The organism is Streptomyces sp. NPDC002889 (assembly GCF_042888425.1).
Classification (GTDB): domain Bacteria; phylum Actinomycetota; class Actinomycetes; order Streptomycetales; family Streptomycetaceae; genus Streptomyces.
This window is the reverse complement of record NZ_JBIAPT010000020.1, coordinates 78,769-103,390: the sequence shown is the minus strand read 5'-3', so window position 1 is coordinate 103,390 and position 24,622 is coordinate 78,769. Positions and strand designations below refer to the sequence as shown.

The window sequence follows — 24,622 nt, the reverse complement described above, 5'->3', positions numbered from 1 at the left end:
AGATCTCACGAAGGACGATGTTCACCATGGCTTCTCGCAACACCGAAAACGACCGCCGGGCCCGGATCGAGCAGATGCGCCGCGCCGATCAGGCCCGCGAGCGCCGCGGCCGCATCATCACGATCAGTGTCAGCGCTGTCGTGGTTGCCGCACTCGTCGGCTTCGGCGCCTTCGTACTCAACAAGAAGTCCGAGGAGAAGGAACAGGCGGCGGCCGACGCCAAGGCGCCCATCCAGGACGAGAAGTCCTGGGACCCGAAGAAGCTCGGCAACAAGCACGTCACCAAGACCGTCGTCTACCCGATGAAGCCTCCGGTCGGAGGCGACCACAACGAGGTGTGGATGAACTGCAACGGGGACGTCTACGACAAGCAGATCCCCGACATGAACGCGGTCCACTCGCTGGAGCACGGCGCCGTCTGGGTGACGTACACCGACAAGGCATCCGACGCCGATGTGAAGAAGCTCGGTGAGCGGGTCAAGGGCACCCCGTTCTCCCTGATGAGCCCGTACAAGAACCAGGAGGGCGCGATCATGCTCAGCGCCTGGGGCAAGCAGGTGAGCGTGGACTCGGCCGACGACCCGCGCGTGGCGAAGTTCTTCACCAAGTACGTGAACGGCCCGCAGACACCGGAGCGGGGTGCCCCGTGCACGAACGGCATGGGTGCACAGTGATCGGTATGACCCGTACGCACTGGGCCGCCATCACGGCGGTCGTCCTGGCACTGCTGTTCGCGGCGGCCGCCACGGTGGCCACCGCGGGCGGCGGCGACACGCCCGCCGCCCGCACCCCGACGGCGGAGTCGGCGGACGCCGGCTTCGCCCGGGACATGTCGGTCCATCACCAGCAGGCGGTGGAGATGTCCTTCATCGTCCGGGACCGCACACAGGACGACGAGGTGCGCAGACTCGCGTACGACATCGCCAACACCCAGGCCAACCAGCGCGGGATGATGCTCGGCTGGCTGGATCTGTGGGGTCTGCCCAAGATCTCGGCCGACGGGGAGCCGATGGACTGGATGGGCGCAGGCCCGAACGGAGGCTCCGGCGGGTCCGGACACGACGGTCACGACAGTCACGGCAGTCACAGCGACCACGGCAAGCAGGAGGCCGAGGACGCCGCGCTGATGCCCGGCATGGCGACCAGGTCCGACCTGGAGCGGCTGGACAAGCTGAGCGGCAAGCAGGCCGAGATCTTCTATCTCCAGCTGATGATCAACCACCACAACGGTGGCGTGGCCATGGCCGAGGGCTGTGTGGAGCTGTGCACCGTCGGCACGGAGCGCGATCTCGCCCAGGCCATGGTGGACGCGCAGCGCTCGGAGATCGATCTGATGGTCGGTCTGCTGCACAAGCGCGGCGCCGATGTGCTGAGCTGACGAACCCCCGTACGGCCCACCCCGGGTCCGTCCTGGTCCGCACGGCGGACCAGGACGGACCCGGCGGTGTTTCGGGAGCTGCCCGCGGGCACCCCTCCGGCGGCACGGCAGGGGCGGGGTTCACTGCGGTGGTCGCGTAGACCGGACGGCCCAGTGACCATGGTGGCGCTCCAGCCGCACAGCGGGCCACCGGTGGCCGGGTATACCGGGTGGGGGTAGGCTCCCGAGCCATGGTGAGTGATCGGGGTACGCGCTGGGGGCAGCTGCTGCTGTTCGTCGCGCTGCTCTTCGGGATCGCCACCATGCACACGGTGGGCCATCCGTCCCCCGGATCCGGGCACGGACCTCACACGGCGCAGCACACCGTGTCCGACGGCGCGCGGGACGAGGCCACGTCGCCCGCGGCCCACGAAACCGCCGTCCCTGTCCCGGACGGGGGCGCCCCCGTCTCCTCCATGGACCCGGCGTCGGTGTGTCTCGCCGTACTCCTCGCGTGGTGCGTCGCCCTGCTCCTCCTGCGGCTGGCGGGGAGGCGTCCCGACGGCCCGTCGCCGTCCGCTTCCCGGGCCCGGCTGCCGCGCACGCTGTGGGCGAACGGGCGACCGCCGAAAGGCGTTCTCGCGAGGGTGTCGGTGCTGCGGATATAGGAGCGCGACAGCCGCTCGCGTCTGATCGCAAGCGGTTCCCGCGCTCCTCCGCTCACTCTTCGACACCCTCACGAGGTGCACTCAGCCATGCGCACACACATCACGCGCCGCTCCGTGCTCGGAGCATCGATCGCCGCGGCCGGTACGGGAGTTCTGGCCGCCTGTTCATCCCCCGGAGCCGGCGACGGCGGCCGCGGTACCGGCCGCAGCACCGGTCACGGGGGCAGCGTGGCCACCCCCGGCGGCGGCCACGACACCGGCCACGGCGACATGTCGGCCCCGGACGGCTTCGTCTCCCCCGACGGCAAGGAGGTCACGGCCGTCGAGGCCGGGCGGGGCCCGGGCACCGTACGGGAGGTGCGGGTCACCGCCGTCGCGACCCCGCTGGAACTCGGCGGCGGCCGGACGGTCAGGTCGTGGGGGTACGAGGACCGGCTGCCGGGCCGGGAGGTACGGCTCACTGCCGGTGACACCCTCGCGCTCACCCTCACCAACCACCTGCCGGAGGACACCTCGCTGCACTGTCACGGCATCTCGATGCGCAACGACATGGACGGGGTGCCCGGTGTGACGCAGCCGCCGATCCGGCCGGGCGCCGAGTTCACGTACCGCTTCGTGACGCCCCATCCCGGGACGTACTGGTTCCACCCGCACTCGGGTGTGCAGTTGGACCGGGGTATGTACGCCCCGCTGATCGTGGAGGACCCGAAGGAGCCGCTGTCGTACGACAAGGAGTGGGTCGTCCTGATCGACGACTGGGTCGACGGGGTCGACGGCTCCACGCCGGACTCGGTCCTCGCCGAGCTCCGTAAGGGCATCCACGGCGCCGGGCACAGCGGCCACGGCAGTGGCAGTGGCAGTGGCACACCGTCCGGGTCGGCCACACGATCGCCGTCGGCCGAGTCCCGCCGCTCCGGCCCGTCCCGGTTGCTGCGGGGCAACAAGAGCAACCTGCTCGGCGGCGAGGCGGGCGATGTCGACTACCCGTACTACCTCATCAACGGGCGTACGCCGGACGACCCTTCACAGTTCACCGCCAGGCCCGGCGACCGCATCCGGCTGCGCATCATCAACGCCGGCGGTGAGACGGCTTTCCGGGTGGCGCTCGGCGGCCACAAACTGACGGTCACCCACACGGACGGCTTCCCCGTACGCCCCAAGGAGACCGATGCCCTGCTCGTGGCGATGGGCGAGCGGTACGACGTACTGGTCACCGCCAAGGACGGGGTCTTTCCGCTCACCGCGCTCGCCGAGGGCAAGAACGCCTCGACGATGGCCGTCCTGCGCACCGGCGGCGGGGCGCCGCCTCCGCCGTCAGCGCGCCCCGCGGAGCTGGACCGGGAGGTGCTGAAGTCGGCGGCCCACCTCCTGCCCGACGAGTCCGTGGCCCTGCCCCGGCACAGGCCGGACCGGATCATAAGGATCAAGCTGACCGGTGGCATGAAGCGGTACGACTGGGCCTTCGACGACAAGCCCTACTCCCCCGACCGGCTCTACGCGGTCAAGGCCGGCGAGCGGGTCCGCCTGGTGTTCATCAACGCCACCGACATGTGGCATCCGATCCATCTGCACGGCCACACCTTCGCCCTGGCGGGCGTCAACGGGGCCGGCGCTCGCAAGGACACGGCAGCGGTCCTGCCGCACCGCAAGGTGACCGTGGACTTCGACGCGGACAATCCGGGCCTGTGGATGCTGCACTGCCACAACATCTACCACTCGGAGTCCGGGATGATGACGACCCTCGGCTACCGCGAGTAGCCCCCTGATGTCGGGGGCGGGGTCCCGGATCCTCCCCCGACCCGCCCCGGGGGACCGGTCTCGCCGGGTCCCCCGGGGACACTCGCACCGCGGGATGTCGGGTGGTGCTCACCACACGACAGGACATCGCGTCAGTCAGACGATTACACTGCTCCCGTGCCTCAACTTCGCCTCGCTCTGAATCAGGTCGACTCGACCGTCGGCGATCTCGCCGGCAACGCCGAGTCGATAGTGCACTGGACCCGGCATGCCGCCGAACAGGGGGCGCATCTGATCGCGTTCCCCGAGATGGTGCTGACCGGGTACCCCGTCGAGGACCTGGCCCTGCGCTCGTCCTTCGTGGATGCCTCCCGGGCCGCCCTGCGGGCGCTCGCCGTGAGGCTCGACGCCGAAGGGTTCGGCGAGCTGCCGGTCGTCGTCGGCTATCTGGACCGCTCCGAGTCCGCGGCGCCCAAGTACGGGCAGCCCGCCGGCGCCCCGCGCAACGCCGCCGCCGTACTGCACCGTGGCCAGGTGGTGCTGAACTTCGCCAAGCACCACCTGCCCAACTACGGCGTCTTCGACGAGTTCCGCTACTTCGTGCCGGGCGACACCATGCCGGTGATCCGCGTGCACGGTGTCGATGTCGCGCTCGCGATCTGCGAGGACCTCTGGCAGGACGGCGGGCGGGTGCCGGCCACCCGGTCCGCCGGGGCCGGGCTGCTGATCTCGGTCAACGCCTCGCCGTACGAGCAGAAGAAGGACGACACCCGGCTCGAGCTGGTGCGCAAGCGCGCCCAGGAGGCCGGCTGCACCACCGCGTACGTGGCCATGATCGGCGGGCAGGACGAGCTGGTCTTCGACGGTGACTCGATCGTCGTCGGCGCCGACGGCGAGGTCATCGCGCGCGCCCCGCAGTTCGCCGAGGGCAGCGTGGTGCTCGACCTGGAGCTGCCCGCGGCCTCCGCCGAGCCGCCGACGGGCCTGGTCGACGACGGGCTGCGCATCGAGCGCGTCGTCATCTCCGAGGAGCCGCTGGAGGCGTACGAGGCGGAGCTCACGGGCGGTTACGCCGACCGGCTCGACGACGACGAGGAGGTCTACTCCGCGCTGGTCGTGGGCCTGCGCGCGTACGCGGCCAAGAACGGCTTCCGGTCCGTGCTGATCGGGCTCTCCGGCGGTATCGACTCCGCGCTCGTCGCCGCGATCGCCTGCGACGCGCTCGGCGCGCAGAACGTGTACGGCATCTCCATGCCGTCCAAGTACTCGTCCGAGCACTCCAAGGACGACGCGGCCGAGCTGGCCCGCCGGACCGGGCTCAACTTCCGCACGGTGTCGATCGAGCCGATGTTCGAGGCGTACATGCGCTCGCTCGCTCTGACCGGGCTCGCCGAGGAGAACCTCCAGTCGCGGCTGCGCGGCACCCTGCTGATGGCGGTCTCCAACCAGGAGGGCCACATCGTGCTCGCGCCCGGCAACAAGTCCGAGCTGGCGGTGGGGTATTCGACGCTGTACGGCGACTCGGTCGGCGCATACGGCCCGATCAAGGACGTCTACAAGACCTCGGTCTTCCGGCTCGCGAAGTGGCGCAACCGCGCCGCCGAGAAGCGCGGCCAGACCCCGCCGATCCCGGAGGCCTCGATCACCAAGCCGCCGAGCGCCGAGCTGCGCCCGGGCCAGGTGGACACCGACTCCCTGCCGGACTACGACGTGCTGGACCGGATCCTGGAGCTGTACGTCGACCGGGACCAGGGCAAGGACGCGATCGTGGCGGCCGGCTTCGACGAGGAGCTGGTGGCGAAGACGCTGCGGATGGTGGACACGGCGGAGTACAAGCGCCGCCAGTACCCGCCGGGCACCAAGATCTCGGCGAAGGGCTTCGGCAAGGACCGGCGTCTGCCGATCACGAACCGCTGGCGGGAGACGACGAGCGGCTGAGTTCTTCGGTACGGGGGCTTCCCGCGGCAATCACGCGGGAGGCCCCCGTTCCCGTACGGTCGAGCAGTCCCGCCACCGCGGCGACCGCGAGCCCGACGACGGTGAGGACGGCGCCGACGAGGGCCGGGGACGTCCAGCCCCAGCCCGCCGCGATCGCCGCACCGCCGAGCCACGCGCCGCCCGCGTTCGCGAGGTTGAAGGCCGAGTGGTTGGAGGCGGAGGCGAGGGTGGGCGCGTCCTGGGCCGCCCGCATCACGAGCATCTGCAGCGGAGTGGTGGTCAGGAAGCCGACCCCGCCGAGCACCACGACCGTGGCCAGGGCCAGCCAATGGATGTGCACCGTGAACGGGAAGGCGCCCAGGACGAGGGCGAGGGCGGCGAGCGAGCCGTACAGCGTGGGACGCAGCGCCCGGTCGGTCAGCGGGCCCGCGGCGAGTGCGCCGAGTGTCATGCCGATACCGAACAGCGCGAGGACGAGGGTCACGGAGGACTCGCCGAAGCCCATCGCCTCGGTCGTCATGGACGCAAGGTAGGAGTAGACGGCGAAGACGCCGGCGAAGCCGAAGACGGCGGTGAGCAGGCCGAGCAGCACCTGGCGGTTGCCGAGGGCGCGCAGCTCGCGGCCGACGCTCTGGTGTGCGTCGAGCGGCATGTGCGGGACGAGCCGGGCGAGTGCCGCCATGGAGACCAGGCCGATCGCGGTGACGACGAGGAAGGTGGCGCGCCAGCCGAGGTGCTGGCCGAGCGCCGTCGCCGCGGGTACGCCGACGATGTTGGCGACGGTGAGCCCGAGGAACATGGTGGCCACGGCCCGCGCCTGCCGCCCCTCGGCGACCAGCCGGGCCGCGACGACGGCACCGACCCCGAAGAACGCCCCGTGCGGCAGCCCGGCGAGGACACGCCCCGCGATCAGGGTGGCGAAACCGGGCGCGAGCGCGGAGGCCAGGTTCCCGACGGTGAACAGCGCCATCAGAAGCAGCAGCATGCGCTTGCGGGGCACGCGGGAGCCGAGTGCGGTCAGCAGCGGGGCTCCGATGACGACACCGATGGCGTAGGCGGAGACGAGGTACCCGGCGGTGGGCACGGAGGTGCCGAGATCGTCGGCGACGTTGGGCAAAAGGCCCATCATCACGAACTCGGTGGTGCCGATGCCGAAGGCGGACACGGCGAGCGCGAGTAGCGCGAGGGGCATGGGGAGGGGCCTTCCGAGTTAAGTTCGCTCTCGAAACAAATATGCTCAGGCGGAATGTTCCCACGCGTGCACAGATGGTTGCCGGGGGATTCTCCCCTCCCCGCCCTCCCCCTTCGGCCTGGCGGCCGTGGGAGGGATCCCCATCCCGAACCGGGGCTCCGCCCCGGACTCAGCTACCCCCACGCCCGCAGGGCGTAGGAGGGAGTGTCCCCAAACGCCGGACGGGCTGCATTGTGCGGACCGGGTCCGCACAATGCAGCCTCGTGCGGGTCCCCCCGGACGCAGTCCGGGGGGAGTTGAGGCACGCGGTCCAGGGGCGGAGCCCCAGGGAACGTCACAGGTCCAGGCGTGCCGCGATCGGCAGGTGGTCGCTCGCCGTGCGCGGCAGCGTCCAGGAGGAGACCGGCTCGACCCCGCGCACCAGGATCTGGTCGATGCGGGCCATCGGGAACGCCGCCGGCCAGCTGAAGCCGAAGCCGTCGCCCGCCGCGCCCTGGGTGGAGCGCATCTGGGAGGTGATGGCGTTCAGGGAGCGGTCGTTCATCGTGCCGTTGGCGTCGCCGAGGAGCACCACCTTGCGCACCTGCTCGCGGGCGATCGCCTCACCGAGCGCGTCCGCGCTGTTGTCGCGCTGGTTGGCGGTGAACCCGGCGTTGAGCTTGACCCGCACGGACGGCATGTGCGCGACGTACACCGCCACCTGACCGGCAGGCATCGTGACGGTGGCGCGCATCGCGCGCGTCCAGCCCAGCCGGATGTCCACCGGCGAGGTCCCCGAGAGCGGGTACTTGCTCCACAGGCCGACCGTGCCCTCGACCGCGTGGTACTTGTACGTCCCTGCCAGTGCCTGCTCGTACGCCGACACCTTGCCGACCGGCAGCTCCTGCAGGGCGACCACGTCGGCACCCGAGGCGGCCACGTTCTTCGCGGTTCCCGCCGGGTCGGGGTTGTCCGCGTTGACGTTGTGCGTGGCGACGGTCAGGTCGCCGCCCGTGGCCGCGGACTTGCCGGTCAGCAGACCGCCGAACAGGTTCAGCCAGACGATCAGAGGCAGCAGCAGCGCGATCAGGGCGGTGGCGGAGCGCCGCAGCAGCGCGCCGGCCAGGATCACCGGGATGAACACGCCGAGCCACGGCAGAAAGGTCTCGGTGAGGCTGCCGAGGTTGCCGATCCGGTTGGGGATCTGCGCGTGCAGGATCATGAACAGGGCGATCACTACGGCGGACAGCGCGAGCAGAACGCCGCGCCGCCAGATACCCGGGTCGCCGCGCCAGCGCTCCAGCAGGCTCCGGAGCCGGGGTCCGGAAGGCTGGGCGCCCGCTCCGCCGTTCCCGGTGTCCGTCGTGTACGCCTGCGTCATAGAGCTGTCCTCACTGCCTTCCGTGTACCGGCCCTGCCGCCCTTAGGACCCTAGGCGATGACCGGTGGTTACCCCGCCGTCCCGGGACGGCCGTACTGCTCGGATGACGACGGGAGCGCCTGCCGGGTTCCTGGTATCGCGCCAGGTGGGGACGCTGTGACAGAACGCGCACACTCCGGGCGGACGCGCCGCGGCTTCAGCCGGGTGGACGCACGCCCCGCAGCACGGCGTCGACGATCTGCTCCGCGCTGCCCTCCCCGGGCGTGCCGTCGGACCGCAGCACGGTGCGTACCAGCATCGGCCCCACGAAGAGGTCGCCGAGCAGGTCGAAGTCGATGTCGGAGCGGATCTCGCCGCTCTCGACGCCGCGGCGCAGCACCGCGTCCATCTGCTCGCGGCGGGGGACGACGGCCGTGCGGCGGTACAGCTCCCAGAGTTTGGGATAGCTCTGCATCTGCGCGAAGGCGTTGTGCAGGAGAGCGGAGGAGCGCTTGGCGAGACCGCGCTGTCGCAGCATCTCGACGAGCGCGATCAGATCGTCCCGGACGGATGTGCCGGGCAGCGGCGGGTCGACCGGCTCCATGGACCGTACGACGTCGAGGAAGAGGGCTTCCTTGCCCTCCCAGCGGCGGTAGATGGTGGCCTTGCCGACGCCGGCGGTGCGGGCGATGCGCTCGATGGAGAGCTCGGATATGGGCACGCCTTCCTCGAGGAGCCGCACGACCGCGTCGACGATGGACCGTTCGGCCGCCTGGCTGCGGGGCCGTCCTCTTCGCGGGCTCTTGTGCCGCTCCGCTTCCTGCTGCTCCCTCAGGGGCACGTCCACTCCGCCTCTCGCCGTGTCCCCCTGATTCTCCCCGACCCGCCGAAGCCGGCCTCGGCCGCGGTCAGTCGAGCGCCGCGGCCTCCGGTACGCGTTCCGGGTCCGGCCGCTCCGGGTTCTCGTCCGGCCGTCCCGGCAGGAACAACCCGACCACCACCGCGCCGATGACGCAGATGATCGCCGAGCCGAGGGCCGTCAGATGCATGGCGCCGAGGAAGGCCTCGTTCGCCGGGGCGACCAGCGACTTTCCCGCCGGTCCGAGCCGCTCCGCGGCGGCGAGGGTGGCCTCGATGGACTCGCCCGCGGCATCGCGTGCACCGGCGGGCAGTGCGTCGAGGTGGCCCTCGATCCCGCTGCGGTAGCGCGTGGCCAGCAGCGAGCCGAGGACGGCGACCCCGAGTGCGCCGCCGATCTGGCGGAAGGTGTTGTTGATCGCACTGCCGGAGCCGGCCTTCTCCCTCGGCAGCAGTTGCACCACCGTGTAGGTCACCGGCGTCGAGACGTGTGCCATGCCCACGCCCTGGACGAAGAAGGCGACCTCGATGGCCCATACCGGGGTGGCGGCGTCGAACCGCATGAACGCGACGAACCCGACCGCGATCATCAGCATGCCGACGGCGCTGGTGGCCCGGGTACCGAACCGGGCCACGGCCAGGCGGGCCCGTGGTGCGAAGAACATCTGCGCCGCCGCCACCGGCACGATGAGCAGACCGGCTCCCAGCGCGCTGTAGCCGCGCACGGTCTGCAGATAGAAGGCCGAGAAGAACGTCAGGCCCATGAGGGCGAAGAAGACGAGCGTGATCGCGGCGACGCCTGCGGAGAAGGCGGGCTTCTTGAAGTAGGCCATGTCGAAGGCGGGGTGGCTGCTGCGCCTCGCGTGCACCACGAACCAGGTGAGCACCCCGAGCCCCACGGCCACCGGGGCAAGGACGGACCAGTCCGTGAAGTCGCCGAGCTCGCCGGCGCGGATGATCCCGTACACCAGGACCACCAGACCGACGATCGACAGCACGACACCGGTGGGATCCAGCCGGCCCGGGTCCGGGTCCTTGGAGTCCGGCACCAGCAGCGCCATGGAGACCAGGGCCACGATCACCACCGGCACGTTGATCAGGAAGATCGAGCCCCACCAGAAGTGGTCGAGGAGCAGTCCGCCGGTGACCGGGCCGAGGGCGATCGCCACGCCGACACTTCCCGCCCAGATCCCCATGGCCCGGGGCTGCTCGTCGCGGTCGAAGACGTTCACCAGCACGGCGAGCGTGGCAGGCATCACAAAGGCCGCGCCGAAGCCCATCATTGCCCGGTACGCGATGAGCTCGGCGGGTGAATCGGACAGCGCCGCGAGCGCCGAGCCGATGCCGAAGAGGAGGGTGCCGAAGAGCAGGACCTTCTTGCGGCCGATGCGGTCGCCCACCACGCCTGCAGTGAACAGCAGGCCGGCGAAGACGAGCGTGTAGGAGTTGATCGCCCATTCCAGCTCGCTCTGGGTGGCGCCGAGGCCGTGCGGCTGAGGGCTTGCGATCGTCTTGACCGCCACGTTCAGGATCGAGTTGTCCAGCACGACGATGATCAGGCTGAACATCAGGACCGTGAGGATCACCCACCGGCGGCGGTGGACGGCCTCGGGGATCCGGGACGGTGCGGGTGCGGCGGACGAAGTCGTCATGGGGGCAGCGTAACCCTGTTTCGATACGAGACCGTCTCGTATAGGAAGTGGAGGTCCGCGTGTCGGGCTCTTTCCCCGGAGTGGCACGAGGTGCCACCATGGAGGCGGTCCGGGGACGCCGTCAGGGCGCCTCGAGATGACGAAGGAGCCGATCCGCAATGACGCTTCAGGCTGCCCCGAAGCCCTCCGACAGCAGCAAGGCGCTGTACGGCGGCAAGGGAACGCGCCGTATCACGGTCCACGACATCGCCGCCGCCAAGGAGCGCGGCGAGAAGTGGCCCATGCTCACCGCCTACGACGCGATGACCGCCTCCGTCTTCGACGAAGCCGGTATCCCGGTGATGCTCGTCGGGGACTCCATGGGCAACTGCCACCTCGGCTACGACACCACCGTGCCCGTCACGATGGACGAGATGACGCTGCTGTCCGCGGCCGTCGTACGGGGCACCCGGCGCGCCCTCGTCGTCGGCGACCTCCCCTTCGGCTCCTACCAGGAGGGGCCGGTCCAGGCGCTGCGCAATGCGACCCGCCTGGTCAAGGACGCGGGCGTCGGCGCCGTCAAGCTCGAGGGCGGCGAGCGCTCGCTGGCGCAGACCGAACTGATCGTGCAGGCGGGCATCCCGGTCATGTCGCACCTGGGTCTGACCCCGCAGTCCGTCAACACCATGGGCTACCGGGTGCAGGGCCGCAGCGACGAGGCCGCGCACGGGCTGCTCCGCGACGCGAAGGCCGCCCAGGACGCCGGCGCGTTCGCGGTCGTGCTGGAGCTGGTGCCCGCCGAGCTCGCCGCCGAGGTCACCCGCTCCCTGCACATCCCCACCATCGGCATCGGCGCGGGCCCCGACACGGACGCCCAGGTCCTGGTGTGGACCGACATGGCGGGCCTGACCGGCGGGAAGGTGCCGCGCTTCACCAAGCAGTACGCCAACCTCCGCCAGAGCCTCGGTGACGCGGCGAAGGCGTTCGCGGACGATGTCGTCGGCGGCGCGTTCCCGCAGGAGGAGCACACCTTCCACTGATCACTTGCCGATCAGCCGCAGACCACCTCCGGCACGGACGACAGCCCGCCGATCTTCCCCCGTCGGCGGGCTGTCGGCATGAGCGGTGCGAGGGTACGCGGCGGGCGGGAGGGTGGTGCGGCGTAATCTGAGAGGTGGACTCGGGGCCCCTTCGCTCGCCGCCGGGAGGCGGATTGATCATGGCCGGTATCACGAGCAGGAACTTCGACTCCGCCGACGAGACCCGTCCCTTCGCTGACGGAAAGGGCAGGCTCGACCTCGTCAACACCGAGCGCGGACCGGTCGGCCGCGCCGTGTTCGAGCCGGGCTGGAAGTGGTCCGAGCACATCAAGCCCCTGGCGGGGACCGAGAGCTGCCAGGCGGACCATGCCGGGTATGTCGTCAGCGGCCGGATGAAGATCGTCATGGAAGACGGTGAATCCGCTCTGGTGGGCCCCGGCGACTACTTCGCCGTCGCGCCCGGACACGACGCCTGGGTGGTCGGCAACGAGCCCTGCGTCGCGCTCGACTGGGTCGGCTTCGGAGATTACGCAAAGCCCTGACCCGCACAGACACCGACAGACCACCGACAGGGCGCGGGCCGTGGGCACCGTGTCGGTGGTCTGTAGGTGGTCTGTAGGCGATGTGTCGGTGCGTCCCGGCACCGTGGTCGGCATGACGCGAATCGACACCAACGCCGTCGAGGTACGTGGCCTCGTGAAGCACTACGGCAAGACGAAAGCACTGGACGGCGTGGACCTCGACGTCCGCGAGGGGACGGTCCTCGGTGTACTCGGCCCCAACGGCGCGGGCAAGACCACCCTGGTGCGCTGCCTGTCCACCCTGATCACCCCGGACGCGGGCCGGGCCACCGTCGCCGGCTACGACGTGGTGAAGCAGCCGCGGCAGCTGCGCCGCACCATCGGACTCACCGGCCAGTACGCCTCGGTCGACGAGAAGCTCTCCGGCTGGGAAAACCTCTACATGATCGGGCGGCTGCTCGATCTGTCCCGCAAGGACGCGCGGCGCCGCGCCGACGAGATGCTGGAGCGCTTCTCGCTCACCGAGGCCGCCAAGCGCCCCGCGATGAACTACTCCGGCGGTATGCGCCGCCGGCTCGACCTGGCCGCCTCGATGATCGGCCGGCCCGCCGTGCTGTATCTCGACGAGCCGACCACCGGACTCGACCCGCGCACCCGTAACGAGGTCTGGGACGAGGTGCAGCGGATGGTCGCCGAGGGGGTGACCGTACTGCTCACCACGCAGTACATGGAGGAGGCCGAGCAGCTCGCGAACGAGCTCACGGTCATCGACCGTGGCCGCGTCATCGCGAACGGCGCGGTGGACGAGCTCAAGGCGAAGGTCGGCGGCCGCACCCTGCGGATACGGCCCAGCGATGCGGCCCAACTTCCCGCAATGGCACGGGCCGTGGCCGATGCCGGGCTCGACGGCATCGCCGGTGTGCAGGCGGTGCCGGACGACGGGATGCTGTATGTACCGATCCTCAGTGACGAGCAACTGACCGCAGTGGTCGCCCTGTTGGGCACGCACGGCTTCGGTGTCGGGCACATCGACACCCATCTGCCCAGCCTGGACGAGGTGTTCCTGGCCATCACCGGCGAGAAGACGCCCGCCGTCACCGACACGATTCCCGAGGAGGTCGCGGCATGAGCGCGGCAGCACTCACCGCACCCGCCGCCGCACCCTCCGGGGAGGGACGGATCGGCCTGCGGGCCAATCTGCGGCACATCGGCGCACTGGTGCGCCGCAACATCCTGCAGATCAAGCAGGATCCGGAGTCGATGTTCGATGTCCTGCTGATGCCGGTCGTCTTCACGCTGCTGTTCGTGTACGTCTTCGGCGGCGCGATCTCCGGAAAGGGGAACCAGGACGCCTACGTCAACTACCTGGTCCCCGGACTGATGGCGATGATGGGCATGAACATCGCCATGGGAGTCGGCACCGGTATCAACGACGACTTCAAGAAGGGCGTGATGGACCGGTTCCGGTCCATGCCCATCGCCCGGTCCTCCGTACTCGTTGCGAAGATCGTCGTCGAGGCGGGCCGGATGCTCGTCGCGATCACGATCCTGCTCGGCATGGGCTTCGTGCTCGGCATGGAGATCAAGACCTCCGTCCTGGAACTCCTCGCGGCGGTCGGCCTCTCCCTGCTGTTCGGCGCCTCGCTCATGTGGATCTTCATCCTGCTGGGACTTGCCATGAAGACGGCGCAGGCCGTCCAGGGAACGGCGATGCTGGTGCTGATGCCGCTGCAGTTCGGTTCGTCGATCTTCGCGCCGACGAGCTCGATGCCGGGCTGGCTGGAGATGTTCACCGACTACAACCCGCTGTCCAACCTCGCGGACTCCGCACGGAGTCTGATGAACGGCGGTCCGGTGGCACACTCGGTGACGGTGACGCTGGCCTGGGCGGCGGCGATCACCCTGGTCACGGCGCCGCTCGCGGTGGCCAGGTTCCGGAAGAAGACCTGAGACACGGCGCTGCTGTCTCACACCAGGGCGGCGGCCTCCTCGATCGAGAGGCCGCCGCCCTCGGCGTACGCCGCCACGAAGGCCACGTCCCCGAGCAGGGAGCGGGCGGCCTGCTCGGCCAGCGCCCGGTTCTCACGCTCCAGCGTGGTCGGAAAGTGCCGGGGCGGCAGCAGCCCCTCGTACGCGCCGAGCAGCCGGGCCGCGCGCCGGGCACGTTCCTCGCCGCCGAGGCCGGCCAGTGCCCGGGCCGCGACGAGCAGATGGGCGGCGGGCATCTGCGGGGCGATCATCATCGACAACGGGGCGAGGGACAGCGCCAGGGCTCTGCGGACCACCTCCAAGGCCTGCGCGTGGTGCCCGTCGACCACGTCCAGCCAGCCGAGGCAGCCGAGCACGACGCCCTCGAAGACGGCGAGCCTTCGGAGGTACTCGCGCATCAGTTCCAGCTGGTGACGGGCCTCGTCCAGCCGGCCGGTGCGGCCGAGCCACACGGCGAGAAAGAGCCGGGCCGCCGGGACGGCCTCGTACCCGCCGTCCCGCCCCGCGGCCAGTACCTCGCGCAGGATCGTCTCGCCCTCCTCGCCGCGGCCGCTCTCGGTGAGCACATTGGCGAGCCGGGCCTGGAGCAGGGCGGCCTGGTTCCGTGCGCCGAGCCCCTTGGCGTGGGCGACCGCGGCCCGGAAGTCCGCCGCGGCCTCGTCGTACGCTCCGGACCGCTCATGGGCCTCACCGCGCGAGGACAGCGCCTCGGCCACGCCCCAGCCGTCGCCGAGGCGCTGAAAGATCTCCAGGCTGCGGTCGGCGTCCCTGCGGGCGTCGCCGGCCCACATGCTGCGGTTGGCCAGCACATTGGCCCGGATCTGGAGGGCAGTGGCGAGATCCCAGTCGTAGCCGGCCTCTTCCGCGGTGCGGACGGTCTCGTCGAGGACGTGCAGCACCTGACCGCCGTCGCAGGTCAGCAGGACGGCGTAGAACCAGAGCGAGGCCGGGAACCGACAAGCCTGCGGCAGCGCGGGGCGGTAGACGGCGACGACACCCTTCAACCACTCCATCCGCTCCGGGGAGGTCCAGTCCTCGATGCCGTGGTCGGTGTTGACCATGCCGATCAGCACCACCTGCCGCCGCGCCTCGTCGAGGAGTTCGGGCCTCATGGGCGGCGGGGCGTCGGTGCACCGCTCGTGGATCGGCGGCGCGGGCGCGTGGGGCGGGGCGAAGGGGTCCGGTGCGAGGCCGGCCACGGCGTTCGCCCACTGCCGGGCGTCGGAGCGCAGATCCCGCATCTGCCAGTACCAGGCGAGGGAGAGGACGACGCAGAAGGCCTCTTGCTCGTCCCGCACGGCAACGGCCCGGCGCAGCGCGGTCCGGATGTTGTCGTACTCGAGCTGCATCCGGTCCAGGGCGGCGCGCTGCCCGTGCCCGCGCAGCAGGGGGTCGGTGGTGCGGGCCAGCTCCCGGTAGTGCACGAGATGCCGGCGCTCGACGCCGCTGCGCTCGCCTGCTTCGCCGAGGCGCTCGGCGGCGTACTCCGCGACGGTCTCCAGCAGCCGGTAGCGCATCCGCCCGTCGGGGGCGGGCACGGCGACGACCAGGGACTTGTCGATGAGAGCGCCGATGAGGTCCGCGACGTCGTGCACGCCGGGGCCGGGGTCCGGTTCGGGGGCCACCTCCCCGGGGGAGGACGCCCGGCTCCGCGGCAGGGAGAGGACGTCCGGGGAACGATGCGGGCCACTGCCCGGCTCCCGGCGCCCCTCGCCGGGCGCGTCCCCGAGCGCGGAGCCCGTGCCCGCCGGGGCGGGCGCCCCGTTCTCTGGGAGGGCCGGTTCCGGCGAGGGCGAGGGCGAGGTGCAGACGGATTCGGCCGCCTCCAGGTCGCAGCCGCCCGCGAAGACCGACAGGCGGCGCAGGACCGCGCGTTCGGCGGGGTCGAGGAGGTCCCAGGACCAGTCGACCACCGCGCGCAGTGTCTGCTGGCGCGGCAGGACGGTGCGGCTGCCGGTCGTCAGCAGGCGGAAGCGGTCGTCCAGGCGGTCCGCGATCTGGCGTGGGGTCAGCATCCGCAGGCGCGCCGCGGCGAGTTCGATCGCGAGGGGAAGGCCGTCCAGGCGCCGGCAGATCTCCGCGCACGCCGCCGCCGTCGCCTCGTCCGCGTCCACCCGGAAACCCGGTCGGGACGATGCGCCGCGCTCCGCCAGCAGGCGCAGGGCCGCCCTGTCGGGGAGCGGGTCGACCGGGCGGACCAACTCGCCGGGGATGCCGAGGGGTTCACGGCTGGTGGCCAGGACCGTGAGGCCGGGGCAGCTTTCCAGCAGCCGTTCGGCGAGGGTCGCCGCGGCGCCGACGACATGCTCGCAGTTGTCCAGGAGCAGCAGCATGCGGCGGCGCGAGCAGTGCTCGGCCAGGCGTACGAGTGCGTCGTCGCCGTGCCGCTCGGCGGCGCGCAGCTCCTCCGCCCCGGCTCCGCGCAGCACCGTCTCGCGGGCGCCGAGCGCGGTGAGCACCGCCTCGGGCACGGCCTCCGGGTCGTCCACGGGGGCGAGTTCCGCCAGCCAGACACCGTCCGGCCACGGGCCGTTCGGGCCGGCCGCCGCGCGTTCGGCGGCCTCCTGGGACAGACGGGTCTTGCCGGCGCCGCCGGGGCCGAGCAGGGTGATCAGCCGCGCTCCGGACAAGTCCGCGCCGATGGCATGGAGTTCGGGCTCGCGGCCGACGAAGCTGGTCAGCCGGGCGCGCAGATTTCCCACGGGCGGCGCAGGTGCCGGAGGGTTCAGCAACTCGGCATGGAGTCCGCGCAGTTCGGGTCCCGGATCGGATCCCAGCATCCGCGCGAGCGCGCGCCTGACCTCCTCGTACGCCGCCAGCGCCTGTGCCGGGCGCCCCGCGTCGCGCAGCGCCCGGATCCGCAGCGCCTGCAGCGGCTCGTCCAGCGGATGGCCCTCGCACAGCGCGACGAGTTCGGGCAGGGCGTCCTCCGCCCGGCCGAGGGCGAGAGCGGCGGCCAGGCGGGTGCGGCGGGCGTCCAGCCGACGGGCCTCGAAGCGCGCCGCTCCGGCCGTACGGTCCGGCAGATCGGCCAGCGCGGGCCCCCGCCACAGGGCGAGCGCGTCGTCCAGGAGTGCCGCCGCCTTGGCCGCGTCGCCCTCGGCCAGTGCCCGCGCCCCCTCCCCCGCCAGCCGGTCGAACCGGTGCAGGTCCACGTCGTCGGGCTCCGCGCACAGCCGGTATCCGCCTTCGCCCGAGGCCACCGCTGACGGTCCGAGAGCCCGCCGCAGCCGGCCGACGAGTGCCTGCACCGCGCCCACGGCGTCGGCGGGCGGGTCTCCGTCCCACACCTCGTCGACGAGCACCCCGACAGGGACCGTGCGCCCGGCCCGCAGCGCCAGCACGGTCAGCAGGGCGCGCAGCCGCGCTCCGCCGAGGGCGACGGGGGCGCCGTCATCGTGGAGTACCTGTGTGGGGCCCAGTACGCGAAAGTGCACCCGGTCATTGTCCCCGGTGCCGGTCCGGGCCCGGGGACAGGAACCGCACCGGGGGACCGGCTCGTTCTCACCGCACCCACCCCCGGGTACGGTCTATCCGCACATCCCCGCCCTACAACAGGAGCCGCGTCCATGACCACCGCTGCCAGGCGCCACAGCGACCGAAAGATCAGCCCGGTCTTCCTAGGGATCGCCGCGGTGATGGCGGTGACGGGCTGGGCCGTGTGGACGGGCTTCTCGGCGAGCGCCGGACTTGCCGTGTTCCTCTTCGTCACCTCGGCGTGGATCGTCTCGCTGTGTCTGCACGAGTACGCGCACGCGCGTACCGCGCTGCACGGCGGCGACATCACCATCGGTGCCAAGGGCTACCTGACCCTGAATCCGCTCAAGTACACGCACGCCATGCTCAGCATCGTGCTGCCGGTCATTTTCGTGATCATGGGAGGCATCGGTCTGCCGGGCGGCGCGGTCTTCATCGAGCAGCACCGCATCCGGGGCCGCTGGAAGCACAGCCTGATCTCCGCGGCGGGACCGCTGACGAACGCGCTGTTCGCCGCCGTGTGCACCGCGCCGTTCTGGCTGGACGCGCTGGACGGCGTCCCCACTGCGTTCCGGTTCGCCCTCGGCTTCCTCGCCCTGCTTCAGGTCACGGCGACGATCCTGAACTTCCTGCCGGTGCCCGGGCTGGACGGTTACGGCGTGATCGAGCCCTGGCTCTCGTACAGGATCCGGCGCCAGGTGGAGCCGTTCGCACCGTACGGGATGCTGGTGCTGTTCCTGTGCCTCTTCTTCATCCCCGAGGTCAACGCCGCGTTCTTCGACGCCGTCTACTCGATCATGGACGGGCTCGGGGTGTCCCGGCTCGACATGCAGTGCGGCAGGGACCTGTTCGAGTTCTGGGACGGACAGAACGACTTCTGCGCGTCGGCCTCCTGACCGGGCCCGGCCTCCGCGGGCGCCCGGCGCCGGCCGACCGCCGGAGCGTCAGCCCGCGGCCTGGCGCTCCGCCTTCGCCTTGCGCAGGTAGTACCAGGCCATGTTCGAGGCGAGCCCGGCGAGCAGTACCCAGACGATCCCGAGCCAGGTGCCGTGCGCGAAGGAGACCACCGCCGCTGTGACGGCGAGTGCGCAGACGACGAGGGAGTAGAGAGCGAGGCGGGGCATGGGGTACGGCTCCTGTCGGGGTGCGGTTCGTCCCGTCCAGTGTCCCCCATGCCCCCGCGACCTCTACACGTCGGTGACGCGCAGCCCCGCGTGCGCCTTGTAGCGGCGGTTCACCGAGATCAGGTTGGCGACCAGCGACTCGACCTGGTGGGCGCCGCGCAGCCGGCCGGCGAAGATTCCGCGCATACCGGGGATACGGCCGGCCAGCGCCTGCACGATGTCGGTGTCCGCGCGGGCCTCGCCGAGGACCAGCACATCGGTGTCGATCTCCTCGACCGACTCGTCCTGCAGCAGCACGGCGGACAGGTGGTGGAACGCCGCGGTCACCCGCGAGTCGGGCAGCAGGGCGGCGGCCTGCTCGGCGGCGCTGCCCTCCTCCGGCTTGAGCGCGTAGGCGCCCTTCTTGTCGAAGCCGAGCGGGTTGACGCAGTCGACGACGAGCTTGCCCGCGAGTTCCTTCTGCAGCGCCTCAAGGGTCTTGGCATGCCCGTCCCATGGCACCGCCACGATGACCACGTCGCTGCGCCGCGCGCACTCGGCGTTGTCGGCGCCCTCGATACCGAGCCCGAGTTCCGAGGCAGCGGTCTCGGCGCGCTGCGCGACCCGGGAACCGATGATCACCTTCTGGCCGGCCCGGGCCAGCCGGTAGGCGAGTCCGCGCCCCTGGTCGCCCGTGCCGCCGAGAACGCCCACGACGAGGCCCGAGACATCGGGGAGGTCCCAGGGGTCCTTGGCCGGAGCCTTCGGCGCGGTGCCGGTGCCTGCGTTGTTGTGAGAAGTCATGGGCCGACCCTACTTGCAGGTACCGGACCCCGATCGGGTGAGCCGGTGCCGACCGGCCCCCGCGAGAGGTCGGTCCTGGTACAGGATGCGGGCCCATGGATGCCGTACGCGTCGCGCTGCTGCGCGAGGTTCTGGCCGGGACCCAGTGGCCGGCGGCGACCCGGCGGTTCGCCGGGTCGCTGCGCTCGTGCGTGGTGCCGCAGGGCGGTGGGCTGCTGCTGGTGGGGACCGAGGAGTACGAGCCGTGGCATCTGGCCGCGCATCTGGTGGACGAGGCCGCCTGGTCGGGACAGCCCGGGCTGGCCCCGACGCTGGTACGTCACCAGGTGCGGCCCGGGGACCCGGCGCAGCTGGCCGTGGGGCTCGGCCGGCTCGGGGCGGCCAGGCGCGGCGAGACCCTGCTGGTCGTGGCTCCCGAACCGCCTGGCTCCGGGCTGCTGGAGCGGGTGCACGACGCGCGCCGGGCGGGGGCGACGGTGCTGGCCCTGGACGGCGGCGACCCGGAGGTGCAGGGACTCGCCCACGAAACGCTGACGGTGCCGGTGGGGACCGGGGCCGATATCGACTTCGACACCGTGCAGCACCTGGTGAGCGCGGCGGCCGGCGAGAACAGCCTGCCCGCCCCGCGCGGCCGGGTCCGGTTCCGGGACCGGCTGTCCTTGCTCGCGGACCGGCTGACGTCCCCGCCACCGGCGCGCTGGTAGGGCCCGGGCGCCGCGAATAACCGGTTGCCGCGGGCCGGCGGCCGCCCAGAGCATGGCCCCTTGTGACCCAGTCCTCCGAGACCCCGGCGCCCCCTGCGACCGCGGCGCCCACAGCGGCCTCACGAAGGTTCTCGATCCTGCCCGACCTGGGGCCCTGGCGGTCCTCCCGCGGCTTCCGCCTGCTGTGGGTGCAGGGTCTGATCACCTACTTCGGCAGCTTCATGGCGATGGTCGCGCTGCCGCTCCAGATCAAGGAGCTCACCGGGTCGCCGCTGGCGGTCGGGGCGATGGGCGCCGTGGAGCTGGTCCCGCTCATCGTCTTCGGGCTGTACGGCGGGGCGCTCGCCGACGCCGCCGACCGACGGAAGCTGATCCTCGGCACGGAGGCAGGGCTCGGAGTGCTGGCCGTCGTCCTGCTCGTGAACGCGCTGCTCCCGCAGCCGATGCTCTGGCCGCTGTATCTGGTCGCTGCCGGCGTCTCCGCGCTGGCCGGTATGCAGCGCCCGGCGCTGGACTCGCTGATCGCCCGGATCGTGCCTCACGACCAGCTCACCGCGGCCGCCGCGCTGAACTCCGTGCGCTGGCAGCTCAGCGCGATCGCCGGACCTGCGCTGGCCGGTCTGGTGGTGGCGTACGGGGGGCATGCCACGGCGTACGGGATCACGTTCGCGGCCTTCGTCGTGTCCGTTCTGCTGTGTCTGCGCCTGGACCCGGCGCCGCCGGCCCACGACGCGCAGAAGCCGTCGCTGCGGGGCATCGCGGAGGGCGCGCGGTACGCATGGAGCAGGCCGGTGCTGCTGGGGACGTATGCGATCGACCTGGCCGCGATGCTCTTCGCTTTTCCGAACACGATCTTCCCGTTCCTCGCGGACGATCTGGACGCCGAATGGGCGCTGGGGCTGATGTACGCGGCGGGCTCGGTCGGTTCCGTGGTGCTCAGCCTGACCAGCGGTTGGACCTCACGGGTGCGGCGGCACGGGCTGTTCGTGGTGTTCGGTGCGGCGGGCTGGGGCCTGTCGGTCGCCGCGGCCGGCTGGTTCTCGAACGTGTGGCTGGTGCTGCTCTGCCTGGCGTTCGCGGGGGCCGGGGACATGCTCAGCGGACTGGGCCGCTCCACGATCTGGAACCAGACGATCCCGCAGGAGCTGCGCGGCCGGCTCGCGGGCATAGAGGTGCTCTCGTACAGCGTCGGCCCCCAGCTGGGCCAGGTCCGCGCGGGTGCGATGGCGGGCTGGACGGGGACACGGCCGGCGATCTGGAGCGGTGGGCTCGCCTGTCTGGCGTCAGTGGGGCTGCTGGCCGCGGCGCTGCCGAAACTCCTGACGTACGACGCGGCGACCGACGAGGACGCGCTGCGCCGCCGCGCCCAGAAGGAGGATGCGGCGGCGCAGTCGTGAAGCGAGCGGCCAGGCGCTGTCCCGGCTCAGGACGCGTCGTCGTTGCCCGTCGGGGCACTGTCGTGCCACCTCGGGTCGTTCTCCCACTCGAGATTCCGCTCCCGGGCGATCTCCATCGCGTGCGCCGCCTCCGCACGGGTGGCGTACGGACCGAAGCGGTCCTTGGCCGGGCACTCGGGGCCCTCCTCGACCTTCTTGTGCTCCAGGCAGTAGTACCACTCGCCCGGTTTGCCCACCGTGCGCTTCTTGAACAGGGCCATCGTCGGCTCCTTCCTCCAAGGCCATGCTGCCCCATGGGCCCTGGTTAGACTCGCTGGCATGTCTGGCCAGTCGCTGCTCGTTCCAGGCGAGCTCTCTCCCACCCGTTCCGTCCCGGGCTCCATCCCGCGCCCCGAGTACGTCGGGAAGCCCGCGCCCACCCCGTACACGGGGCCGGAGGTCCAGGACTCCGACACCATCGAGCGGATGCGTATCGCGGGCCGTATCGCCGCGCAGGCGATGGAGGAGGCCGCCAAGCACATCGCTCCGGGGGTGACCACGGACGAACTGGACCGGGTCGCGCACGAGTTCATGTGCGACCACGGCGCGTACCCGTCGACCCTCGGCTACCGCGGCTTCCCCAAGTCGCTGTGCTCGTCGGTCAACGAGGTGATCTGTCACGGGATCCCGGACTCGACGGTCCTGCGCGACGGCGACATCGTGAATCTGGACGTCACCGCGTACATCGACGGCGTGCACGGCGACAACAACGCCACCTATCTGTGCGGCGACGTGGACGAGGAGTCGCGGCTGCTGGTGGAGCGGACGCGCGAGTCGCTCAACCGTGCGATCAAGGCGGTGAAGCCGGGCCGCCAGGTCAATGTCATCGGCCGGGTGATCGAGTCGTACGCCAAGCGTTTCGGCTACGGGGTCGTCCGCGACTTCACCGGGCACGGGATCAACTCGTCCTTCCACTCCGGGCTGATCATTCCGCACTACGACGCCGCGCACGCGACCACCGTCATGCAGCCCGGGATGACCTTCACGATCGAGCCCATGCTCACCCTCGGCACCTACGAGTACGACATGTGGGACGACGGCTGGACGGTCGTCACCAAGGACCGCAAGCGCACCGCGCAGTTCGAGCACACGCTGGTGGTGACGGACAGCGGGGCGGAGATTCTCACGTTGCCGTGAGCGGAAGGCGGGGTAGCGTTTTTACCGACAGGACGTCGGGAACACATAGACTCAGGCGAGACCAAGCAGTTGGCTGAGCCCGAGTCGAGCAACCGGTGGCGGCACAGGCCTGCGCCGCCACCGCTTCCCTCCCGTCCTCATCGGCCACGGTCCCTGGAGGCCCGCCTTGGATGCCACCGCCCCCGGCACGCCCTTCTCGACGCTGATCCGGGTCGCCTCGCACGAACAGCACACCCGGGCGGAGACCTCGGCCTTCATGAGCGATCTGCTCGGCGGCCGCCTCGGCGTCGCGGCGTACGCGCGCTACACCGAGCAGCTCTGGTTCGTGTACCGGGCGCTGGAGGACGCGGCCGGGGCACTGCGGGACGACCCGGTCGCCGGGCCGTTCATCCGGCCCGAGCTGATGCGCACCGCTGCGCTGGAGCGCGATCTGGCACATCTGCGCGGCCCGGACTGGCGCGCGGGCCTCGCGGCACTGCCCGCCACCACCGCGTACGCCGACCGGATCGCCGATTGCGCCCACAGCTGGCCCGCGGGATACGTGGCCCACCACTACACCCGCTATCTCGGGGACCTCTCGGGCGGCCAGATCATCCGCGACAAGGCCGAGAGGACGTGGGGCTTCGCGCGCAAGGGAGACGGTGTCCGCTTCTACGTCTTCGAGCAGATCCCGAACCCGGCGGCGTTCAAGCGTGGCTACCGCGAGCTGCTGGACGCGGTGAACGCGGACGATCTGGAGAAGCAGCGGATCGTCGACGAGTGCAAGCGGGCCTTCGACCTCAACGGCGCCGTGTTCCGTGAGCTGGGGGCGGCGACCGCATCGGGTCACAGGGGCCCGCTCAGCGCATGAGCGTGGCCCGTCGGGCCACCGGCGCGGGCGCCGCGAGGCGCACGCGCCCGCCGATCTCGATCAGCCCGTCGGGGCCGGGAGCGGTCAGGATCTGCGATCCCTTGCCCTGAATGATGTTCAGGGCCCGGCCGAGCCGGTCGGTCAGCAGCAGCGCCGCCGCCCCCGTGGCCTCGTCCTCGACGATGGTGTCGTCGCGCCGCGGGAACGCCCGGGCCCGTACGCGGCCGGCGGCCTCGTCCTCCCAGGCCCACGCGTACAGCCAGCCCTCGCCCGGGGGCGGGGCGGGCAGGGCGTCGACCTCCTCCGGCGAGGCGTACTGCTCCAGACGGCGCGGTGGCGCCCAGTCGGCGTGCGCGGTGATCCAGGTGAACTCCCCGTCCTGACGCACCCATACCTCGCCCGCGGGCGGGTTCACGGACTCCAGGTCGAGCAGCCATGCGGTGCCGACGAGCGGATGTCCCGCGAAGGTCAGCCGCACACCGGGCGTGTAGATGTCGACGACGCCGCGCTCGGGGTCGTCGACGAACACGGTCTCGCTGAACCCGAGCTCGGCGGCGAGCGCCTGACGCGACGCCTGGTCCGGATAGCCGCGGGGGTCGCGGACCACACCGAGGGCGTTGCCGTACCGTCCGTCCGGCCCGCAGAAGACGTGGAGCACGTCGAGCACGTCGAGTTCGTTCACTCCGGCATTCAAGCATCAAGCACCGCCGCACGGCCTCCCCGTCCGGACGACGCCGTCGTCGTCGCGCGACGGGCTTGACCCCCGCTTGACCGGACCGTGGGGCTGCCGTGAAGGCTCCGTGACCTCACCGTGGCCCACCGGAATCCATGAGAGCTGAAT

At 71.3% G+C, this 24,622-nt stretch carries 23 protein-coding genes; 14 read left to right on the top strand and 9 right to left on the bottom strand.

The window, feature by feature from the left end; all coding sequences use genetic code 11:
• Nucleotides 1–26: 26 nt before the first annotated feature.
• The 5 genes from ACFYWI_RS27545 (at nucleotide 27) to ACFYWI_RS27525 (ending at nucleotide 5,700) form a co-directional block, all read left to right on the top strand.
• Nucleotides 27–674: a DUF3105 domain-containing protein gene (locus tag ACFYWI_RS27545; RefSeq protein ID WP_389237564.1), complete on the top strand. Its 648-nt coding sequence runs from the start codon at nucleotides 27–29 to the stop codon at nucleotides 672–674.
• 5 nt (nucleotides 675–679) lie between these two features.
• The gene (locus ACFYWI_RS27540; protein WP_389237561.1) at nucleotides 680–1,378 is read left to right on the top strand and encodes a DUF305 domain-containing protein; all 699 of its coding nucleotides are present in this window, start codon (nucleotides 680–682) and stop codon (nucleotides 1,376–1,378) included.
• 230 nt (nucleotides 1,379–1,608) lie between these two features.
• A complete protein-coding gene (locus tag ACFYWI_RS27535; protein WP_389237559.1) occupies nucleotides 1,609–2,025 on the top strand; it encodes a DUF6153 family protein in 417 nt (138 codons plus the stop codon).
• An 87-nt stretch (nucleotides 2,026–2,112) separates the two neighbouring features.
• Entirely contained in the window at nucleotides 2,113–3,783 is a 1,671-nt protein-coding gene (locus tag ACFYWI_RS27530) for a multicopper oxidase family protein (protein WP_389237557.1), read from the top strand.
• 156 nt (nucleotides 3,784–3,939) lie between these two features.
• Nucleotides 3,940–5,700, top strand: a complete 1,761-nt coding sequence (locus tag ACFYWI_RS27525) for an NAD+ synthase (protein ID WP_389237555.1) — start codon at nucleotides 3,940–3,942, stop codon at nucleotides 5,698–5,700.
• Here ACFYWI_RS27525 and ACFYWI_RS27520 read toward each other — a convergent pair.
• The 4 genes from ACFYWI_RS27520 to ACFYWI_RS27505 form a co-directional block, all read right to left on the bottom strand.
• The gene (locus ACFYWI_RS27520; RefSeq protein WP_389237553.1) at nucleotides 5,666–6,892 is read right to left on the bottom strand and encodes an MFS transporter; all 1,227 of its coding nucleotides are present in this window, start codon (nucleotides 6,890–6,892) and stop codon (nucleotides 5,666–5,668) included. The genes ACFYWI_RS27525 and ACFYWI_RS27520 overlap by 35 nt on opposite strands.
• 334 nt (nucleotides 6,893–7,226) lie before the next feature.
• Nucleotides 7,227–8,252 (bottom strand): endonuclease/exonuclease/phosphatase family protein, encoded by a 1,026-nt coding sequence (locus tag ACFYWI_RS27515; RefSeq protein ID WP_389237551.1) that lies wholly within the window; start codon nucleotides 8,250–8,252, stop codon nucleotides 7,227–7,229.
• Between the two features lie 196 nt (nucleotides 8,253–8,448).
• Nucleotides 8,449–9,072, bottom strand: a complete 624-nt coding sequence (locus ACFYWI_RS27510) for a TetR/AcrR family transcriptional regulator (RefSeq protein WP_389237549.1) — start codon at nucleotides 9,070–9,072, stop codon at nucleotides 8,449–8,451.
• A gap of 67 nt (nucleotides 9,073–9,139) precedes the next feature.
• Complete coding sequence (locus tag ACFYWI_RS27505; RefSeq protein ID WP_389237547.1) at nucleotides 9,140–10,741, bottom strand: DHA2 family efflux MFS transporter permease subunit; 1,602 nt, start codon at nucleotides 10,739–10,741, stop codon at nucleotides 9,140–9,142.
• A gap of 158 nt (nucleotides 10,742–10,899) precedes the next feature.
• Here ACFYWI_RS27505 and panB point away from each other — a divergent pair, with 158 nt between their 5' ends.
• From panB to ACFYWI_RS27485, 4 genes are all read left to right on the top strand, one after another.
• A complete protein-coding gene (gene panB / locus ACFYWI_RS27500) occupies nucleotides 10,900–11,760 on the top strand; it encodes a 3-methyl-2-oxobutanoate hydroxymethyltransferase (protein ID WP_389237545.1) in 861 nt (286 codons plus the stop codon).
• A 179-nt stretch (nucleotides 11,761–11,939) separates the two neighbouring features.
• A complete protein-coding gene (locus ACFYWI_RS27495; RefSeq protein ID WP_389237543.1) occupies nucleotides 11,940–12,302 on the top strand; it encodes a cupin domain-containing protein in 363 nt (120 codons plus the stop codon).
• Nucleotides 12,303–12,414: 112 nt separating this feature from the next.
• Nucleotides 12,415–13,410: an ATP-binding cassette domain-containing protein gene (locus ACFYWI_RS27490; RefSeq protein WP_389237541.1), complete on the top strand. Its 996-nt coding sequence runs from the start codon at nucleotides 12,415–12,417 to the stop codon at nucleotides 13,408–13,410.
• On the top strand, nucleotides 13,407–14,231 hold the full coding sequence (locus ACFYWI_RS27485) for an ABC transporter permease (protein WP_389237539.1): 825 nt from the start codon (nucleotides 13,407–13,409) through the stop codon (nucleotides 14,229–14,231). Before ACFYWI_RS27490 ends, ACFYWI_RS27485 begins: the two co-directional genes overlap by 4 nt.
• Before the next feature lie 17 nt (nucleotides 14,232–14,248).
• Here ACFYWI_RS27485 and ACFYWI_RS27480 read toward each other — a convergent pair whose 3' ends face one another.
• Nucleotides 14,249–17,707: a BTAD domain-containing putative transcriptional regulator gene (locus ACFYWI_RS27480; RefSeq protein WP_389237537.1), complete on the bottom strand. Its 3,459-nt coding sequence runs from the start codon at nucleotides 17,705–17,707 to the stop codon at nucleotides 14,249–14,251.
• Between the two features lie 132 nt (nucleotides 17,708–17,839).
• Between ACFYWI_RS27480 and ACFYWI_RS27475 the strand changes: the two genes are divergently transcribed.
• Complete coding sequence (locus ACFYWI_RS27475) at nucleotides 17,840–18,643, top strand: site-2 protease family protein (protein WP_389237535.1); 804 nt, start codon at nucleotides 17,840–17,842, stop codon at nucleotides 18,641–18,643.
• A 48-nt stretch (nucleotides 18,644–18,691) separates the two neighbouring features.
• On the opposite strand, the gene ACFYWI_RS27470 is transcribed toward ACFYWI_RS27475, so the two are convergent.
• Nucleotides 18,692–18,871 (bottom strand): hypothetical protein, encoded by a 180-nt coding sequence (locus tag ACFYWI_RS27470; protein ID WP_389237533.1) that lies wholly within the window; start codon nucleotides 18,869–18,871, stop codon nucleotides 18,692–18,694.
• A gap of 63 nt (nucleotides 18,872–18,934) precedes the next feature.
• Nucleotides 18,935–19,654, bottom strand: coding sequence for an NADPH-dependent F420 reductase (gene npdG, locus ACFYWI_RS27465; protein WP_389237531.1), 720 nt, complete (start codon nucleotides 19,652–19,654; stop codon nucleotides 18,935–18,937).
• A 95-nt stretch (nucleotides 19,655–19,749) separates the two neighbouring features.
• Here npdG and ACFYWI_RS27460 point away from each other — a divergent pair, with 95 nt between their 5' ends.
• Nucleotides 19,750–20,358 carry a hypothetical protein gene (locus ACFYWI_RS27460; RefSeq protein ID WP_389237529.1) on the top strand — a complete coding sequence of 203 codons (609 nt, stop codon included), beginning with the start codon at nucleotides 19,750–19,752 and terminating at the stop codon, nucleotides 20,356–20,358.
• A gap of 134 nt (nucleotides 20,359–20,492) precedes the next feature.
• Nucleotides 20,493–21,755 (top strand): MFS transporter, encoded by a 1,263-nt coding sequence (locus ACFYWI_RS27455; protein WP_389237689.1) that lies wholly within the window; start codon nucleotides 20,493–20,495, stop codon nucleotides 21,753–21,755.
• A 26-nt stretch (nucleotides 21,756–21,781) separates the two neighbouring features.
• Here ACFYWI_RS27455 and ACFYWI_RS27450 read toward each other — a convergent pair whose 3' ends face one another.
• Entirely contained in the window at nucleotides 21,782–22,015 is a 234-nt protein-coding gene (locus tag ACFYWI_RS27450) for a hypothetical protein (protein ID WP_389237527.1), read from the bottom strand.
• A 58-nt stretch (nucleotides 22,016–22,073) separates the two neighbouring features.
• Here ACFYWI_RS27450 and map point away from each other — a divergent pair, with 58 nt between their 5' ends.
• The gene (gene map, locus ACFYWI_RS27445) at nucleotides 22,074–22,931 is read left to right on the top strand and encodes a type I methionyl aminopeptidase (protein ID WP_389237525.1); all 858 of its coding nucleotides are present in this window, start codon (nucleotides 22,074–22,076) and stop codon (nucleotides 22,929–22,931) included.
• Between the two features lie 166 nt (nucleotides 22,932–23,097).
• The gene (locus tag ACFYWI_RS27440; RefSeq protein ID WP_389237523.1) at nucleotides 23,098–23,781 is read left to right on the top strand and encodes a heme oxygenase (biliverdin-producing); all 684 of its coding nucleotides are present in this window, start codon (nucleotides 23,098–23,100) and stop codon (nucleotides 23,779–23,781) included.
• On the opposite strand, the gene ACFYWI_RS27435 is transcribed toward ACFYWI_RS27440, so the two are convergent.
• A complete protein-coding gene (locus tag ACFYWI_RS27435; protein WP_389237521.1) occupies nucleotides 23,771–24,463 on the bottom strand; it encodes a PhzF family phenazine biosynthesis protein in 693 nt (230 codons plus the stop codon). The two genes, ACFYWI_RS27440 and ACFYWI_RS27435, sit on opposite strands and share 11 nt — an antisense overlap.
• Nucleotides 24,464–24,622: the final 159 nt, after the last annotated feature.

Bases quoted from the DNA above. Each gene is read 5' to 3' on its own strand.
- ACFYWI_RS27545 (WP_389237564.1), top strand. From the start codon at position 27: ATGGCTTCTCGCAACACCGAAAACGACCGCCGGGCCCGGATCGAGCAG.
- ACFYWI_RS27530 (WP_389237557.1), top strand. From the start codon at position 2,113: ATGCGCACACACATCACGCGCCGCTCCGTGCTCGGAGCATCGATCGCC.
- ACFYWI_RS27505 (WP_389237547.1), bottom strand. From the start codon at position 10,741: ATGACGACTTCGTCCGCCGCACCCGCACCGTCCCGGATCCCCGAGGCC.
- ACFYWI_RS27490 (WP_389237541.1), top strand. From the start codon at position 12,415: ATGACGCGAATCGACACCAACGCCGTCGAGGTACGTGGCCTCGTGAAG.
- ACFYWI_RS27495 (WP_389237543.1), top strand. From the start codon at position 11,940: ATGGCCGGTATCACGAGCAGGAACTTCGACTCCGCCGACGAGACCCGT.
- ACFYWI_RS27475 (WP_389237535.1), top strand. From the start codon at position 17,840: ATGACCACCGCTGCCAGGCGCCACAGCGACCGAAAGATCAGCCCGGTC.
- npdG (WP_389237531.1), bottom strand. From the start codon at position 19,654: ATGACTTCTCACAACAACGCAGGCACCGGCACCGCGCCGAAGGCTCCG.
- ACFYWI_RS27535 (WP_389237559.1), top strand. From the start codon at position 1,609: ATGGTGAGTGATCGGGGTACGCGCTGGGGGCAGCTGCTGCTGTTCGTC.
- ACFYWI_RS27515 (WP_389237551.1), bottom strand. From the start codon at position 8,252: ATGACGCAGGCGTACACGACGGACACCGGGAACGGCGGAGCGGGCGCC.
- ACFYWI_RS27470 (WP_389237533.1), bottom strand. From the start codon at position 18,871: ATGCCCCGCCTCGCTCTCTACTCCCTCGTCGTCTGCGCACTCGCCGTC.
- ACFYWI_RS27460 (WP_389237529.1), top strand. From the start codon at position 19,750: ATGGATGCCGTACGCGTCGCGCTGCTGCGCGAGGTTCTGGCCGGGACC.
- ACFYWI_RS27540 (WP_389237561.1), top strand. From the start codon at position 680: ATGACCCGTACGCACTGGGCCGCCATCACGGCGGTCGTCCTGGCACTG.
- ACFYWI_RS27485 (WP_389237539.1), top strand. From the start codon at position 13,407: ATGAGCGCGGCAGCACTCACCGCACCCGCCGCCGCACCCTCCGGGGAG.
- ACFYWI_RS27520 (WP_389237553.1), bottom strand. From the start codon at position 6,892: ATGCCCCTCGCGCTACTCGCGCTCGCCGTGTCCGCCTTCGGCATCGGC.
- ACFYWI_RS27450 (WP_389237527.1), bottom strand. From the start codon at position 22,015: ATGGCCCTGTTCAAGAAGCGCACGGTGGGCAAACCGGGCGAGTGGTAC.
- map (WP_389237525.1), top strand. From the start codon at position 22,074: ATGTCTGGCCAGTCGCTGCTCGTTCCAGGCGAGCTCTCTCCCACCCGT.
- panB (WP_389237545.1), top strand. From the start codon at position 10,900: ATGACGCTTCAGGCTGCCCCGAAGCCCTCCGACAGCAGCAAGGCGCTG.